The organism is Actinomyces sp. ph3, assembly GCF_000308055.1.
Taxonomy (GTDB): domain Bacteria; phylum Actinomycetota; class Actinomycetes; order Actinomycetales; family Actinomycetaceae; genus Pauljensenia.
On sequence record NZ_CAGY01000008.1, the window covers coordinates 33,632 to 49,342 of the forward strand.

Here is a 15,711-nt window from a genome sequence, read left to right on the forward strand (position 1 = left end):
AGTACCCGCGTAACGCGGAAAAGTCCCTGATAATGTGCGCGTCCTTCAGTGGACACGCGAAGAAAGAGGGAGGGGATGGAACAGGGACATGGAAAGAACCATCCCCTCCCTTGCACCACTACTGGCGCGGCTTTGCGGCAACCTCTTCATCGAAACGCTTCGTCAGCTCGGGCTTTGCGGCCGCTGCTGCAGCGAAGTCGTAATCGATCAGGTTGATCTCATCGAGCTTGGCCATCTTGTCGTTGGTCTTGGCGTTCGGGTTGGTCAGAATCTGGTTCGAGCCAACGGTCTGGCCAAGGTTCTGGGCGTCAGCCGAGATCGCCCAGTCGATGTACTTCTTGGCGGCCTCGGAGTGCTTCGAGTTCTTCACCAGAGCGACGCCACCGATCTCGTAACCGGTGCCTTCCTTGGGGAAGGAAACAACGAGGTCCTTCATACCCTCATCGCGGTACTTCACGCAGTCGTGAGAGAAGACCAGGCCCACTGCGACCTCGCCGCGTCCTGCGATCTGGCCGGGAGCAGTACCGGACTTGGTGTACTGCAGGACGTTTGCGTGCATCTTCTTCATGTAGTCGAGGCCGGCGTCTTCACTACCGCGAAGAACAACCTGGGTCCACAGTGTTGTGAACGCAGTTCCCGAGGTCGAGGGGTGTGCCGTTGAAATCTGGCCCTTGAGTTCAGGCTTGAGAAGGTCATCCCACGACTGGGGAACCTGGAGGCCCTTTTCTTCAAGAACCTTCTGGTTCGAGCAGAAGCCCAGAACACCGACGTAAACACCGGTCCAGTAGTGCTTCGGGTCCTTGTACTTATCCGGGATTTCCTTAGCGGTGGGCGAATCGTAGGCCTCGATCAGGCCCTTTTCTGCAGCTGCACCGTAGCCGTCAACCGGGCCACCATGCCAGACATCAAACTCTGGGTTGTCCTTTGCGGAGTCCAGACGAGCGACGGTCTCACCGGAGGAAAGGCGAACGTAGGTTGCCTTGATTCCGGTCTGCTGGGTGAAGGTTTCTGTCCACTTCTGGCAGAGGTCTTCCATTGCGCCACAGGCAACGGTAATGGAATCCGAAGATCCGCTTTCACTGCTACCTGAGGAGGCGGAATCATTCACAACACAACCGGAAAGTGCTAGTGCACCCGCCGCGCTGAATGCTGCAAGGGAGATGAAGCTCTTCTTCATCAGATTCTCCTTTGAATCGAGGGTATGCACGGGGCTGTAACTAGGCTCGTGCGCTCTTGGTTTCATTCTTACGTGAAACAGAACACGAAAAAGGCACCCTTAGTAACGAGCGGTAACTGATCTGTTACCGAAGATCTGGCATCGTGTACCCAACTGAGCGAACCGATTGGATCAGCTCTCCCCCACGATCCCCAAGAGCGCCTCGCAAACGATAAGCAGTCATCTTGATCATGTCTTTCCCACCTGAGCTATCCTGCGTTTCCCACACAGAGTTAAGGAGCTCGCGGTAGCTCACAGGCTCTCCAATATGTGAAGCAAGGAAATCCAAGAACCGTCGTTCTGTCGAGGACAACTCCACCGGCACACCGTCGACGTAGACTTTGCGGTCACGCCGATCAATACGCAAAGGACCGTTGGACACAACATCGTTGGGGTCCTTCTTGCTTCGGCGCAAAAGAGCCTGAGCGCGAAGAGTCATTTCCTTAGGGCTAAAAGGTTTCGTAATGTAGTCATCCGCACCGCTTTCAAGTCCCTTAATGCGGTCGGACTCTTCAGAAAGCGCCGTAATCATGATGATCGGAACATCACTCATCGCTCGGATTCTTTGAGCAAGCGAAATCCCTGAGATCACGGGAATCATGAGGTCAAGAATGACCAGGTCGTAGTAGTGAGTTGTAAATTTCTCCCATGCCTTCGCCCCATCGCTTGCGGTTTCTACAGTTATTCCCGCAGTTTCAAGGGCGAATTTGATAATCATGAGGATCTGGGGCTCATCATCAACAACTAAAGCCTTCGCGCTCATTGGCCCTCCTCAGGCAGGAGTGATTGATCGCCACTTCGTATGGTACGCGGAATAGTCAGATAAAAGGTTGTTCCCTTGGAGGAAACCGTATCAACCAAGATCGTTCCACCGTGAAGTTTCAGAATCTTTTGCGTAAGCATCATCCCTAAGCCTGTTCCAGGTCGAAGCGACCCTCCGGTATCGAATGGGATGAAGAGGCGTTCTTTTTCTTCCTGGGTCATTCCGCGACCGTCATCAACGATAGAAATGGTGACGTCTTCATCAAAAGCTTGTACCGTCACGACAATCGAAACATCATCACCCGCATGACGGGCTGCGTTATTAATAACATTCGCGATCGCCTGCCCCATCAAGCGCGGGTCCAACGACATATAGATGGGTGCTCCGTGGTTTTCCAGACGGATGGGCGAGGAATGAAAACGCCGCATCTGCGCGACGTTTCGACGCACCAATTCGCGCATTTCAACGCGTTGAAGACGAAGATTGAATAAATCAGATTCCAGGCGCACTTCGGCAAGAAGATCATCAGCCATTTCGACGACCTGGTGCGCATTTTCCGCAATGGTCTTCGCAAACTTCATTTGCACGTCATTCATAGGTCCAGCCGAACCATCAGCAAGAAGTTCTGCCGCTCCCCTGACAACAGTTAATGGAGTGCGTAATTCATGGGAGAGCACCGCTGGACCGGCCATGTAGTCCTGGTGGAGTTTACGTAGTTGTTCTTTTTCTGCGCGTAGGCGCTGAACGTCTCGGCGCATTCGTAGAGCAAAGACGATCGCAAGAGCGGCAAGGAGCCACGACAGCGCGATAGCAACTATGGCAACTAATTGCATTGTCCTGCTCACCTTTCCATTGCACTCTCAACGATATCCCCACCCGGTCACGAAAGGCGGATAATAAAGTGTAAACACTCGCTCATTTCTTCTCTTCTGAAGCTTTGATCGGGTGGCGGATGATCGTTTTGAGCTTGCCAGGCGCCACTTTGCGCGCGTCTGAAAGATAGATTTCGTGGTGACGCCGCTCTTGCGTCAGGTCGATCGAGTATCCGCACTCACGCGCATGGGCGTGCATGGCCTCGCGCGAGACAAAGTCAGGCAGCCGGATAACGGCAATCCAGCTAAAAGTCTCCTTGCGTGTGTAATCAGCGCCTTCAACGCCGTCTTGCCACCAGAATCCCTCGAGTGGCGGTACGACGAAATCGACATACCCGTCAATCTGACGGGAGCCTTTCTTACTCATCTTGATCGTGTAGGAAATGGCGTATAGGACAGAAATTGCCCTTTGGTAAGCACCCTCCACATCATTAGGGTCTCCACTGCCCCGTACTGCGACGAGGTGCATCGTTGGAACTTCAACGATATCCGGCCCTTTCTTAGGCGCGTAGAGTTCCTTACACTCCTTCTTAAAGTAAAATGCCATCTCAGACTCCGGGCGAGCTCAACAGTGAGGACTATTGGCCATCATTGTTACAGGTGATGGAAGCGATCACACAAGGAATGCGGCCGTCAATAACGGTGTAGGTAACGTTCCGGTATCCCAATTTTTCAAAGAAAGCTCGATAGGAGTCCACATCGAATTGTTCCTTGAAGTGAACGCCGAGCCTCGCAAGAATCTTCGGGATTATTCCTTGTTTGCTTGGCCGACGCTTGACGTAAGTCGGGACGACGATAGTGCCTCCGGCGCGGACGACTCGTTCAAGTTCCCTCATAACAGCACCAGGATCTGGAAGCAGATGGATGACATTACCTGCGATGACGATGTCGAAGGAGGCATCCTCGTAGTGAAGGCACGTGATGTCAGCTCTTTCGATCGTGACATTGCGATACTTCGCAAGTTTCTTCCGCGCTTGTTTGAGCATTCCCTCAGAAAAGTCAGTAGCGACCAGCCTCTTGCACTTTGGCGCAAGGAAAATACTGATTGCACCGGTTCCGCAGGCGCATTCAAGAACCTCGTCTTCGAGGCCAACCAGCTGAGCGACGGCGACGCCTGTTCCGTCGTACACGCCGCGATTGAATGTTTTTTCGAAGAAGTCATAAAGGGGCGCAACCCGATCCCAGAACATCACTGAACCTCCGCTTGCCCAATGCCTACGCATCATTGCGATACCGAGAATGCTACGCGCGCCCTGTATTTCGCACCAGACCCAAGGAAAGCCGCTCTGTTTCGGTGAGTGCGCTCCCCCGCCTAGTACAGCAGGGGGGGCTTCACGCCCACCGGCGCGAAGCCCCCCCTGCTGCGAGTCTTCGAATTAGATCAGGCCCTGAGCAACCATCGCATCGGCAACCTTGATGAAGCCGGCGAGGTTTGCACCTGCAACGTAATCGCCAGGAACGCCGTATTCGTCAGCGGTTGCAAGACAGTTCTCGTGAATGCCAACCATGATCTGGTGAAGCTTTGCATCCGTCTCTTCGAAAGGCCACTGCGTGCGGCCCGAGTTCTGTTGCATCTCGAGTCCCGAGGTGGCCACGCCACCGGCATTCGAGGCCTTACCGGGCGCGTAAAGGACACCGGCGCGGCGCAGCTCGTCAATGGCCTCGGGAGTGGTGGGCATGTTCGCGCCCTCCGCAACCATCTGCACACCGTTATGAATCAGGGCCTCGACACCTTCAAGGCCAAGCTCGTTCTGGGTAGCACAGGGAAGAGCAACGTCACAGGGGACCTCCCAAATCGAGCCTTCTGAGAAGAAGTGCGCGCTGGGACGCTCAGCGGCATAGTCGCTGACGCGACCGCGACGAACTTCCTTAACGTCCTTCAGCAGATCGACATCGATTCCCTCTTCATCGATGACGAAGCCAGAAGAATCCGAAACCGCAACGACCTTCGCACCCAGTTGCTGAGCCTTTTCGGTCGCATAAATCGCCACGTTTCCTGAACCGGAAACAACAACGCGCTTACCCTCAAAAGAGTCTCCACGCGCACGAAGCATTTCCTGTGCAAAGTAGACCAAGCCGTATCCGGTGGCCTCGGTGCGAGCAAAGGAACCGCCCCAGGTCAGGCCCTTGCCGGTCAGAACACCGGCATCAAAGCTATTGCGAACACGACGGTACTGGCCGAAAAGGTAACCGATTTCGCGGCCACCCACACCAATATCACCGGCGGGAACATCTACGTTGGGACCAATATGACGCTGAAGCTCAGTCATGAACGACTGGCAAAAACGCATGATTTCGGCGTCAGACTTACCCTTGGGGTTGAAGTTTGCGCCGCCCTTTGCGCCTCCCATGGGCAGGCCGGTCAAAGAGTTCTTGAAAATCTGCTCAAAGCCAAGGAACTTGATGATCGACAAGTTCACCGAGGGGTGGAAACGCAGGCCACCCTTGTAGGGGCCAAGCACGGAATTGAATTGAACGCGGAAGCCGCGATTAACGTGAATGCGGCCCTGATCATCGCTCCAGGGAACGCGGAACATGAGCTGGCGTTCAGGCTCAACAATTCGCTCGAAAATCGCCAGATCCTGGTATTCGGGCTTGCGGGCAACCAGAGGAGTCAGGGTCGAGAGAACCTCGAAGACTGCCTGGTGGAATTCACCTTGGTGGGAGTCGCGCGCCACCAATTCATCGAAGACCGATGCGAGCTCGCGGGGAAGCTGGGATGTATCGAACTTTTCACTCATGTCTTGATCATGGCACTGCTCCGGTTTATTTACCTTTTCTTTTCCAACATATGGACTCTGCATTGCGCATGCCCTGATCACAGGCGCGCGATACCCGCCACGAAGGCTCACGTATTTGGTGTACTTGGCGGCAATTTTGCCTTCTCTCGATGCGCCTGCCCCGCTGTTTTCGCCCAGCACATTAAGGTCTAAACGTGACTCGATCTAAGACTCCCTATGAACTTGCTGCCCTTGCAACAGTTGCGGTTCCGCGGCTTGAAGTAGCCGGACTGCGTCCTCCGCAGTTCAGCGATGAGGTCCTTTCAGTCACCGGACTCATTGATACTTCAGGCGATCGCTGGATGGTTGTCTGCCCGCACGACACTGTCGGCGGACTGGATATGGAAGCCCAGAACGCGGTTCTAGAGCGTTTGGGGAAGGCTCACGATTTCTCGAAGATTCCATTTGAGGTTCCGCGTCCCGCTGGTTTCACCCGCACCCCAGAGGGTGATCGAGTCATGGTCCACCGCGATCTGGGTGGGCACGTCATGGAAACCTCGGATTTCGATGACCCGCACTTGCTTCCTGCATCTTTGGGAAATGCATTGGCCTCACTGCACAATCTTCCCGAGCTGATCTACACCGGCGTCAATCTTCCGGCTTATTCGGCAATCGAGTGCCGTGACCGCCACCAAGCCGTTTTGGACGAGGCCGCGCAGGAAGTTGTCATCCCCGCGAACTTGTGGGATCGCTGGGAAGAGTCGCTGGAGAATTTGTCCCTGTGGCGTTTCCTCCCCTCCCCCATTCACGGTGATCTTTCTGAGACTTCAATTCACGTTGACCACGGTCGGGTCTGCGCGCTGACAGGGTTCTCATCTGCGCACGTTGGTGACCCCGCGGTCGATATCGCATGGGTTTTTGCGCGTGCCTCGGATGAGTTTTTAGAGCGCTTCCACGAGGCCTACCAGCAGACTCGTTCGGAGAAGGACCTGCACCTTCTGGCGCGCGCTGAGCTTCTTTCCGAGTTGGCCGTGGTGCGTTGGTTGGTTCACGGACTGCACAGTGGGGATTCCGATATTGTCGACGAGGCGCGAGCCATGTTGGCAGAGCTCTCGGCAAGTGTTGGAGAGAGCACTCCCAAGCGCACGGAAGAGCCTGTGAAGACTGCAAGTGGTTCCTCGACTACTGAAGAGAAGTCTTCTTCACAGAGCAAGGACACAACCCCTCGGACATCTGAGTCGACTCCCGAGAGCCCGCTCGCTATCAAAGCAGCTCGAAGCGATGCATCCACCGGCACAAGTGAAGGTCATACTCGTCCTCACTCCGGTCCGATCAGGCTAAGTGCCCACACCTCAAAAGCTGATTCTGAGGGTGCTTCTGAGCAGGCGGCCGAGGCGCCAACTGAGCACATCGATATGAGTGCGATCCTGCCTACTCACGAGTAAATCAGGCTCAGCATTATTTCTCAGATTTCTACTTTTCTGCGCGGTGCTCTGCGGCGCTAGGCGGATGCCTTCAGCGCGCGCTCGTTCCTCCCTTCACTGTCCGTTAGTGCGAGCTGGGGTTTTTCTTCTGGAGTTCGGTGAGCGCCTGAGTCAGCTGTGATTCAAGCTGATCGACGGGCGCACCGGTTTGAGTCACGATGTCATCGATGCTGTAGCTAATGGGGCCCCTGAGGAAGCACACTTGAGCCTGCACTTCATTGGGAGAGAGGCCTTCACGCTGTGCCCAGGCGATACGGTAGAGCTGAAGCTGACGCGCGTAGTATTCCCACGTTGAAAGCGGCGTGTTCTTCCCCGGAAGGTGCGATGTCTTCCAATCAATGACGGTGTATGTGCCATTGGCATCTTTAAATACCGCATCGATTCTTCCTTGAATAGATATTCCCGCAAGGGTAAGCGCAAAGGGCTCTTCGATCGCAATGGGTTCAAGCTGTTCAAGGTCTAGCGAATGGAAGTTCTCTTGCATCTGAGCAAGCAGCTGTTGATCAGAAGCTTCCAATGCTTCGCTGCCTTCCACAGGTTCGTCCCAGAGCTCACCGGTACTGAGGTGAAGTTCTTTTTCAACCCATTTGTGGAAGATTGTGCCAAGCACGGAACTTGATTGAGGTTCAACGGGCAAAGGCCTGCGGATATTGTTAATCCACGTATCTGCCTTCCCAATCAAGTCCGAAATTCCAGTGGCGCGAACACGATCAATGTGAATATCAAGGGCTGAATGAAGAGCCTTTTCTCGTTCTTCAAGCAGTAAGTGGGTGTCATGAATCAAGGGATCTCCGCTGGCATCCATGACATCTAGATCCTCTTCGCTCTGATCTAAAAGAGCTTGAACGCGTGCAGCACTTTCAATGACCAGTTGGCGTGAACGCCCTGGAAGGATTGGATACTGCCGTAGTCGGGTATCGACCTCAATAAGCTGTTCAGATTCCCAGTCTTCGTCAGGTCGCGCAGCGATCTGCTGAGCATCTAGATCAAGTGCGTCGACCGTTTCCATGAGATACCGAGATGGATCGCGCGGTTTGAGGCTTCCTGAGTCAAACCAAGAACCACAGAGAAGCAGATCGTGTCGTGCTCGAGTCCATGCAACATAAGCCAAACGCCGTTCTTCGCATTCATGGTGAATTCCTTGGCGATAGTGAATGCTGTCTTTATTTGTTTCCTTGCCGGATTTTCCCTGCATGTGATTGTTGAAGATACTCATCGCAGTCGTCCGCGAACTTGTTGCTTCAGATGCAAGCAGATCGAAATATGCTGCTATTCCGATCTCCCCGTACTCTTCGGGGACGATCTGGGGAAGGTCCGAATAATCTCTGCGCACGGGATAGGGCAACTCTGAAAGAGAGTTAAACCATTCTTTCGCTCCCGGAGGGTCCTGCTTCCAGTCTCTTGGAGAGGCGCTGTGGTTAGGGAAGCGCGAATCTTGTAGGCCAAAGACTACGACCGAATCCCATTCCAATCCCTTTGCAGAGTGAATCGTCAGCAGTTGGACGGCATCGGTTCGAGTGGCGCTGGTAGGGATTGGGAGTCCTTTTTCTTCTTCCTCTGCGACTGCTAGCCATGTAAGGAATCCAGATAGATCAGCACCTGCAACCTGTGCTTCGTAGTCAGCCGCGATATCAACGAATGCATCGAGCATTTCCATTCCCCCGTCGCCCAGGGGGTCGGACATGATGGCTTCTCTGAGCCCAAGGATGGACATTGCACGCTCGATTTGTTCATCGAGTGGCCTGCCGGTTCCTTGACGAATAATTTCAAGTCGGCGTGCAAGAAGCGAAAGCCGTTCATGTGCGACAGTGGTAAAGGACGGGCCTCCTGAAGGTACATGCCATCCCACAGGCGGAAGTTGATCGATGGCATCCATGAGGAAAACATCCGGATGCTCCTGTTCAGACTGTGTTCCCTGTCGAGCCCGGTATTTTGCATATTGGTTAAGAACCAGAAGGTCCGACGCACCAATATCCATCGCGGTCACAAGGCGCATAAGGGCTGGGGCATTCGTCGGATCTGAAGCGAGCTCAAGGGCGGCTCGAACGTCACTCACCGAGGGCTGGTCTAAGAGGCCTCCTAAACCAACAACTTGAACCGGGATATCTGCGTCTTTGAGTGCACGTTCAATCGCAGGAAAATCTGCACGACGACGACACAACACAGCGCATGTGTTCCACTTCCCTTTTTCGTCTTGGATGCGATGCTGTCGGATAAATTCGACGACACGCTCAAGTTCTTCCTGGTAGGTCAGCGGATAGCTTGCGCTGACTTTCCCTTCTCCCGCTTGAGGCCTTGGCCCAAGAACTGGAGGTTTGACCTGGGGAACCTTAATGGAGCTGCTTCCCGAGCCGTTTTCTTGCCCGATTCTGGGAAGGCCTCGCAGCGGAAGAGCAACCGCATTTGCTGCCTGAAGGATCGCGTGGTCGTTTCTCCACGCGGTAGATAGGGTGAGCTGCTTTGCCTCATGCGGGGTTGAAAATGCGGTCAAGAAGTTACTGAGCGCGGATGCCGAAGCACCTCTCCAACCGTAAATTGCTTGACTGGGATCACCGACTGCGGTGGTTGGATGATCTGCAAAAAGGGCGGATAGGAAGGTCATCTGGATAACCGACGTATCTTGGAATTCGTCGAGAAGGACAGCTTGATAGTCGGAGCGCACCTGACGGACAACTGAAGCGTTCTCTGTGACGATTCGTGTTGCAAGAAGAAGCTGATCGGAAAAATCAATCAGACCGTGACTGCGTTTGTAGTCTTCAAACACCCGCGCCATATCAAGGAGCAGAATCCTATTGGCGTTGACGGTAATCATGGATTTGAGGGAACCGGTCGGATCTTTTCCTGCAGATTGAGCGATTTCTTCCAGCTCTTCGCTAAATGCACGAAGGGCTTTTGCCCCTTGGTCAAGGGTCATATTTTGTTCCGCGATATGACCACTTAACGAAAGTACCGCAGCAACAATTGATGACGTTGGTTTGTATCGCCCGTCTTCTTCTGGGTACTCTCCCCTCCAGTTTTGGACGATCTCCGTGAGAATCTGAACCTGCTGCGCCTGTCCAATCAAGCGCGAGTCGGGATCTACCCCAATTGTTGCGCCGTACTCGCCAAGGATTCGAGCGGCGAAAGAGTTATAGGTCAATGCCGTTGGATCGCCTTGGAAATTACGGCCAAGATTTGATGCCAAGACCCCGAGGTCTTGTCGCATTTTGAGGCCCAGATCCCCGGCTGCTTTCCGCGTAAAGGTCAAGCCGAGAATTCGCTCCGGCTCGATTCCGTGATGGGCAACCATGTAGAGCACACGCTGTGACATGGTGGTTGTCTTCCCAGCGCCCGCTCCCGCAACGACAAGCAGGGGCTCAAGAGGTGCTTCAATTACGGCACGCTGCTCATCTGTGGGGGGAAAATACTGGCGGCTTCGGGGGGTGGCCAAACGCAGAATTTCATCAACACTGACCTGTGAACTATCGATGCTCATTCCACACTCCTCTTTCCTTGCTCACGAGCCGGGCAAGAACGGGCGAACTCGCAGTATTGGCATGCTTCATCAGAGGGTGTCGCGATAAAAGATGGGCCTTTCATTTTCTGCCCAATCTCATCAAGCTGGCTGATCCAATCCGCCCTTGTTTCCGGGTCTAAGGGGTCTTGCGAGATAGTTCGGACGTCACCGTAGCCAAGATATTTGAGCTCTGCTCCTAGAACTTCATAACCTAGTTGTTCGACTGCGAGTTGATAGAGAGCGAGCTGCGGATGGTCCGGGTCCTTCTTCGCGCCGGTTTTATTTCCCTTCTTCCCGGTCTTGAAGTCAATAATCCGAACGCCTCGGCCTTCCACTTCCATTCGGTCAATTCTTCCGCGGATGTGAACTGAAGAGATCGGAACATCAAAGGGCACTTCAACTTGAACGTTTCCGTTCGGATCTGCACAACTTCCCATTTGAGTAGATTGCTCAAGATATTCACCGAGCGCAGATGCCATCTCTCGAAGGTGGTCCATGTGGATCTTGCTGGCAGCCTGTCCTTCATCCACGCCCATCGCACGAATCTCTTCTTCGAGCGCATCCATAACAGCGCTGCGAGGCCCGCATGGGAAGCGCTCGGCCAGACTGTGGATTAAGGTGCCATCTGCTGCGCTCTGCGTCGGCATTGAAGTGCCGCTATTAGAAGCAAAGAACCAGCGAAGAATACATTGACGTGCACTATCAAAACTGGAAGGACTCACGGCGACACGTTGCTGCTCGTAGATCGGGCTATCCGAGCTGATCCCTCCGGCTCCAATCCAATTGCTGGGGATTGCGCTGGGCACCCCGCGTCTGGCAAGAATTGCAAGCAGACGGGTAGCAATCTGAGATGTTTGGGGGTCATGCTCCTGCGCGGCAAGATACCTCAGTCTGGAGATATGACCAGAAAGATCTAATGCGGGCGGGACGTCTTCAATCGCAAAGCCGTCTTCGGGAATCTCGATCCCCGCGCCCTGTGCAACGAGTTCAACAAATTGTGACGGTGCCTGGTCTTCATTGGAAACAACTCCAATGTGCAGTGCCAGATTCGTTCGTGAAACAGCAGCAAGAAGTCGCCGAAGTTCATCGTCTAAGACTGACCTGCGTTGGATTCGAGGATCATCGATGACTTCTTGGGCCGGGTCGTTACTACGTGTGATCTCCCCAAGAAGATCAGCGCGCAGCAAACGCTGTCGAAGCCGCAGATCTGGCCAGCTGCCATCTTGAAGCCCATAAATTGCCACGACATCCCAATGCCGCCCCACTGCCTGTTCCGGGGTGAGAACTTGGATCCCTTCGTGACGATATGCGGTTGCAGCAATGGTGTCGGTAGCGACGTCGGATTCAAGGAGCTCACGCGCAAACTCTGCGGCGGTTCTCTGCGGATTTCTTTGTTGCCAGATATCCGCGACTCTAAACAGTGCAATCACCGAATCTAAAACGTCATCAAAATAATCTGAATCCGAGTCGTGCGCTAATGCCCGTTGACTGAGTTCCTCCGCTACATCTGCCGTCGCCCATGCTTCCCAGAGCGCTTTTTGTGGGCTGAGGGCTTCTACTTCTTTCCATAGCGTCGAGGCCTTAAGAAGCTTGCGCAGTTCCGTTTCCACATTCTGTGACAGAAGAGAGGAGTCCTGAAGAATGCGGGAGACCATATCTGTGCTGAGGTGCTGAACGCGTCCCTGTGCCAACTTCTGTTCGCTATGCGCCCAAACATAGTTGTGAAGGAGCGAACTGACGTGCAGGGCATCGATCGAGATCAGATCTGAACGTAGCCAGCGATCGATAACTCCAACGCCATTGTCTTCATTCGGAATTAAGGCTTTCAGCAACGCGCTGGTCATTGAATTGGACGCAAAATTGAAAGCTTGCTGACCTCCAGCAAGGGGAATTTTGCTACGTTTCAGGGCCCTTCTGGCCTGCTGAATAAGAGATTGCGAACGAACAATCACTACCTGCTGAGACCAAGGAATGTTGTCACGCAGGTAATGGGAGCGCAGCTGATATCCCAAAGCCGCCCCCATCTGTGCAAGGCTGGCACAGTTGTGGATGAATATCCCTTGCTCACCGAGCCGTCTTTCAGAGTCACCAGCAAATGCGGCATTTCTTCTTCCGGCGGGTCCGCTTTGCGTAATGCGTGAGGCAAGCGAAAGGGTCAAAGCATGAAGCTGAGGAGTACCGACGTAGCCAGCCCCGCAATCTTCAATTTGAATGTCGAGGATTCTGGCCAGATCGAGATCCATATGGGCATAACCACGCTTGTATGAGGTTACTGAGAGATCCGGATTCGAGAACGCAATGATACGACTTCCCAGTTGGTGCGCGACATGAAGTAGCGCCAGCAGCGAGGGAGTGCAGTCCTGTAGGTCATCGATCAGAAGATACTGTGGAATCGGGGCAAAAATCCGTACTCCAGCGGAGTGCGCACGATCATCCCAATGGGCAAGGAGCTTGGCAGCTTGCCTTCCCAGGCTAGCCCCGTGCGCCAGCATGGTTCCTCGGTACTCCACCCCCAGCTGCGGAAGTTCGTTCCACTTCCTGAGAAGGGGTGCGAGGCTCACCCACTGCTTCATTGCGCGAATGCGACCGAGCTGCTCGAGATGCTCAGCAGTGGTCCCAGACTCTGCAGCAGTATCAATGAGATCACGTAGTTCCATCCGAAATGCCGGAAGTGAACGGATGGTGTCTGAAAGCTCTTCGGGCCACTGAATCGCAGTTTCTTCTAGCAGTTGAGAGACCATGCGATCCATGTTTGCGCCCGTCATGAGCTCAACATCACCCAGCGGTTGATCACGCGTATTTCGCCACTGCGACACGATTGAATAGGCCCACCCAATGGGGGTTCGAACCGGGCGTACCGCATTGGGAGCAAGCGCTTGTACTGCAGGCATTAATTGATCGGCACGCAAACGATCCGGAGTGAGAACTAAAAACGAGTGGTCGTTGCGCACTAGTTCAGCAACAGCAGCAAGAAGAAGAGTCGTCTTCCCACTTCCGGGTGCACCGCGAAGTACAACATCACCTTCAGTAATCTGCTTAAGCAGCAAGCGCTGATGGTCGCTGAGTTCCGGTAGCCCTGAAAATTCAGAGCCAACCGTGATACGCACCGGTGTGTTGTTCATATAGTGATTCTGACAGAGGCCACCGGCATTTGGAGACCACTTTGGGCTTCAGAGCGAAATTGAGAAAAATGTGCCCCCGAAGCGGAGGCTTCGGGGGCACATTCTGGCAGTCCTACTCAAGGTGGGAGATTAACCCTTTACTGAAGTGAATATTCCTTTTTGAATGCCTTCGTTGAAGGGACAGTGCTGTCAATCATCAGCGTAACTGGAGCAGCTGCATCGCGAAGAACATACCCTTTCACAAGGGTCATGCTTTTACCAGCTGGGAGCTCTTCCGAGTCCGCGATAGGCTCATATCCTTCAGGCATTAGATTATCGGAATAAACTGCACTATCGAGCGCAGCCTTGTTTTGGGATACCTCAACATAGTATGCAAAAGGATTCAAACTACTTGTGTCATTATTTGTGATCTTTAATGTCACAGCGACCGTTGGCTCACCTTCCTGGTCATCTACCGACTCCTCGACCTTCTTCACCTCAATCGTGACTTTACCGTTCTCCAGCTGAACAACATCCGAGGTCGCCGCACCTTTGGAAGCTCGAGACGATACAGAAGGTGGCCTGAAGGCCTTACCATTAGCCTTCGAATACATAGCTTGGCTTCCAAAAACAACAACAATGGCAAGAATCGAAATCACCAGTGAAGTGATTGCTATACCGGAGCCGCGGTGGGCCTTATTTGGGCGCGTCTGAACGACAGCAACGATTGCCACGACTGTAGCAATAAGGGCCAGAATGAAAATTAGATTGTGAAGAATCGGAATCCAGGACAGGAGAAGAGAAATAATCCCCAACACGAGTGCGGTGATAGCAAGGGGAGATAAGGGTTTAACTACAGTTGCTACTCCAAATTGTCCTTGAGGAGGAACAGTCGAATAAACCCCCTCAACGGGCATTTCCTGAGGATAAGGAGGAAAAGACATCGTTCACCTTTCGAGTAGATTCAACTTTAAGCTTTACCGCCAGAACACAAAACAACTCGTCAACACAACCCTACCTGCTCACCACTTAGACACTAAACCGCGGCGACGCTTCGACTGCCCCACAATTACGCCCTTGCAGAAATAGCAGGCCCGCTCCCCCCGTCTGCACGTACTATGGGGACACAGAAAACCATTCGATCCACAACATCTGGGAGTCGCAGTGAACATCACGATCGGTATCAACGCCAGCCCGCGCGAACTCGACCTTGAGCTGGACCTCAGCGAAGACGAACTCTTCGCCCAAGTCACCAATTCCCTACGCGAGCAGACTCCCCTGATCCTTACGGACACCAAGGGAGAGAAAACACTCATTCCTGCCCAGGCAATTTCCTACGTGCGCGTGACTGCCCCGCAAACGCACCGCGTCGGCTTTGCAATTCACTAAAAGCGAGCCGAATGACCTGACACCTATCCACCTGCGTCTAACCGCGCAGGTGGATTCCTTTCATGCGTTCTGCATGCTCAACACTCAAAGTCTGAGCAATAGCATCTGCATCTTCAGGAGAGTCTGATAATTCAGGGTGCATGAACAGGGTTGAACGCACCAATCCCAAAACCTCTCCGGCAACCCTTCGCGCCCACAACGACAGGCGAGCGGCAAGCTGCTCATCGGCCTCGAAAATCGGAGCCAAATTCTGGCGCTCCCACTCCCCCTGCTCAAGATCCCACTTTGCTTCCGGGAACAGGTTTTTACGCGACGCAATCTCACGCAGCAGGCCACCTAAGATTCCCAGGGTCACATAGGTTTTAACCGTGCGCTCATACCAGGTCGTCGGTCGCGTACGGGCATCCAGATCGTCATATAGCCCATCAAAAGCCTGAGCTTTCTCAGCTAAGTCAACGCCGCGATGCTGACACCACGTTTCAACCTGGGTGTAGGTATCGAAAACTCGAGTGGCCATGCGCGCATGCTCGACCTTCGCCTCGAAAGTCGGAGCCTGGTCACTGTCCTTAGCCAAGCGTGTCATTGCAGCCAAAATCGAATACGCGATCAGACCGACAACGTCAGCGTCGCGATCCGGCACAGGTTCATAGGTGCGTTCCATGCACTAACA

12 protein-coding genes are annotated in these 15,711 nt (G+C 53.7%); 2 read left to right on the forward strand and 10 right to left on the reverse strand.

Annotation, left to right across the window (positions count from 1 at the left end; translation table 11 throughout):
* Positions 1–118: 118 nt before the first annotated feature.
* The 6 genes from HGAS_RS07655 to gdhA form a co-directional block, all read right to left on the reverse strand.
* Positions 119–1,177 (reverse strand): ABC transporter substrate-binding protein, encoded by a 1,059-nt coding sequence (locus HGAS_RS07655; RefSeq protein WP_019127216.1) that lies wholly within the window; start codon positions 1,175–1,177, stop codon positions 119–121.
* A 124-nt stretch (positions 1,178–1,301) separates the two neighbouring features.
* Complete coding sequence (locus HGAS_RS07660) at positions 1,302–1,979, reverse strand: response regulator transcription factor (RefSeq protein WP_019127217.1); 678 nt, start codon at positions 1,977–1,979, stop codon at positions 1,302–1,304.
* Positions 1,976–2,824, reverse strand: coding sequence for a sensor histidine kinase (locus HGAS_RS07665; RefSeq protein ID WP_233993746.1), 849 nt, complete (start codon positions 2,822–2,824; stop codon positions 1,976–1,978). Before HGAS_RS07665 ends, HGAS_RS07660 begins: the two co-directional genes overlap by 4 nt.
* 70 nt (positions 2,825–2,894) lie before the next feature.
* Positions 2,895–3,398 (reverse strand): GyrI-like domain-containing protein, encoded by a 504-nt coding sequence (locus tag HGAS_RS07670; protein ID WP_019127219.1) that lies wholly within the window; start codon positions 3,396–3,398, stop codon positions 2,895–2,897.
* A gap of 31 nt (positions 3,399–3,429) precedes the next feature.
* Entirely contained in the window at positions 3,430–4,041 is a 612-nt protein-coding gene (locus tag HGAS_RS07675) for a class I SAM-dependent methyltransferase (RefSeq protein WP_019127220.1), read from the reverse strand.
* A gap of 186 nt (positions 4,042–4,227) precedes the next feature.
* A complete protein-coding gene (gene gdhA, locus HGAS_RS07680; protein ID WP_019127221.1) occupies positions 4,228–5,592 on the reverse strand; it encodes an NADP-specific glutamate dehydrogenase in 1,365 nt (454 codons plus the stop codon).
* A 194-nt stretch (positions 5,593–5,786) separates the two neighbouring features.
* On the opposite strand from gdhA, the gene HGAS_RS07685 reads away from it, so the two are divergent.
* Positions 5,787–7,016 carry a phosphotransferase gene (locus HGAS_RS07685; protein WP_019127222.1) on the forward strand — a complete coding sequence of 410 codons (1,230 nt, stop codon included), beginning with the start codon at positions 5,787–5,789 and terminating at the stop codon, positions 7,014–7,016.
* 103 nt (positions 7,017–7,119) lie between these two features.
* Here HGAS_RS07685 and HGAS_RS07690 read toward each other — a convergent pair whose 3' ends face one another.
* The 3 genes from HGAS_RS07690 to HGAS_RS07700 form a co-directional block, all read right to left on the reverse strand.
* Positions 7,120–10,530 carry an ATP-dependent helicase gene (locus HGAS_RS07690; RefSeq protein ID WP_019127223.1) on the reverse strand — a complete coding sequence of 1,137 codons (3,411 nt, stop codon included), beginning with the start codon at positions 10,528–10,530 and terminating at the stop codon, positions 7,120–7,122.
* Positions 10,527–13,673: a PD-(D/E)XK nuclease family protein gene (locus HGAS_RS07695; protein ID WP_034234157.1), complete on the reverse strand. Its 3,147-nt coding sequence runs from the start codon at positions 13,671–13,673 to the stop codon at positions 10,527–10,529. The genes HGAS_RS07690 and HGAS_RS07695 overlap by 4 nt, the downstream gene beginning before the upstream one ends.
* Before the next feature lie 137 nt (positions 13,674–13,810).
* Positions 13,811–14,596: a DUF5067 domain-containing protein gene (locus HGAS_RS07700; RefSeq protein WP_019127225.1), complete on the reverse strand. Its 786-nt coding sequence runs from the start codon at positions 14,594–14,596 to the stop codon at positions 13,811–13,813.
* A 220-nt stretch (positions 14,597–14,816) separates the two neighbouring features.
* Between HGAS_RS07700 and HGAS_RS07705 the strand changes: the two genes are divergently transcribed.
* Positions 14,817–15,041, forward strand: coding sequence for a DUF3107 domain-containing protein (locus HGAS_RS07705; protein WP_019127226.1), 225 nt, complete (start codon positions 14,817–14,819; stop codon positions 15,039–15,041).
* A 37-nt stretch (positions 15,042–15,078) separates the two neighbouring features.
* Here the strand turns inward: HGAS_RS07705 and HGAS_RS07710 are convergent, their stop codons facing one another.
* The gene (locus HGAS_RS07710) at positions 15,079–15,702 is read right to left on the reverse strand and encodes a ferritin-like fold-containing protein (protein ID WP_009408228.1); all 624 of its coding nucleotides are present in this window, start codon (positions 15,700–15,702) and stop codon (positions 15,079–15,081) included.
* Between the last annotated feature and the right edge of the window lie 9 nt (positions 15,703–15,711).

Excerpts from the sequence above, each read along its gene's own strand:
- HGAS_RS07655 (WP_019127216.1), bottom strand. The coding sequence starts at position 1,177 with ATGAAGAAGAGCTTCATCTCCCTTGCAGCATTCAGCGCGGCGGGTGCA.
- HGAS_RS07660 (WP_019127217.1), bottom strand. The coding sequence starts at position 1,979 with ATGAGCGCGAAGGCTTTAGTTGTTGATGATGAGCCCCAGATCCTCATG.
- HGAS_RS07670 (WP_019127219.1), bottom strand. The coding sequence starts at position 3,398 with ATGGCATTTTACTTTAAGAAGGAGTGTAAGGAACTCTACGCGCCTAAG.
- HGAS_RS07675 (WP_019127220.1), bottom strand. The coding sequence starts at position 4,041 with ATGTTCTGGGATCGGGTTGCGCCCCTTTATGACTTCTTCGAAAAAACA.
- gdhA (WP_019127221.1), bottom strand. The coding sequence starts at position 5,592 with ATGAGTGAAAAGTTCGATACATCCCAGCTTCCCCGCGAGCTCGCATCG.
- HGAS_RS07690 (WP_019127223.1), bottom strand. The coding sequence starts at position 10,530 with ATGAGCATCGATAGTTCACAGGTCAGTGTTGATGAAATTCTGCGTTTG.
- HGAS_RS07695 (WP_034234157.1), bottom strand. The coding sequence starts at position 13,673 with ATGAACAACACACCGGTGCGTATCACGGTTGGCTCTGAATTTTCAGGG.
- HGAS_RS07700 (WP_019127225.1), bottom strand. The coding sequence starts at position 14,596 with ATGTCTTTTCCTCCTTATCCTCAGGAAATGCCCGTTGAGGGGGTTTAT.
- HGAS_RS07710 (WP_009408228.1), bottom strand. The coding sequence starts at position 15,702 with ATGGAACGCACCTATGAACCTGTGCCGGATCGCGACGCTGACGTTGTC.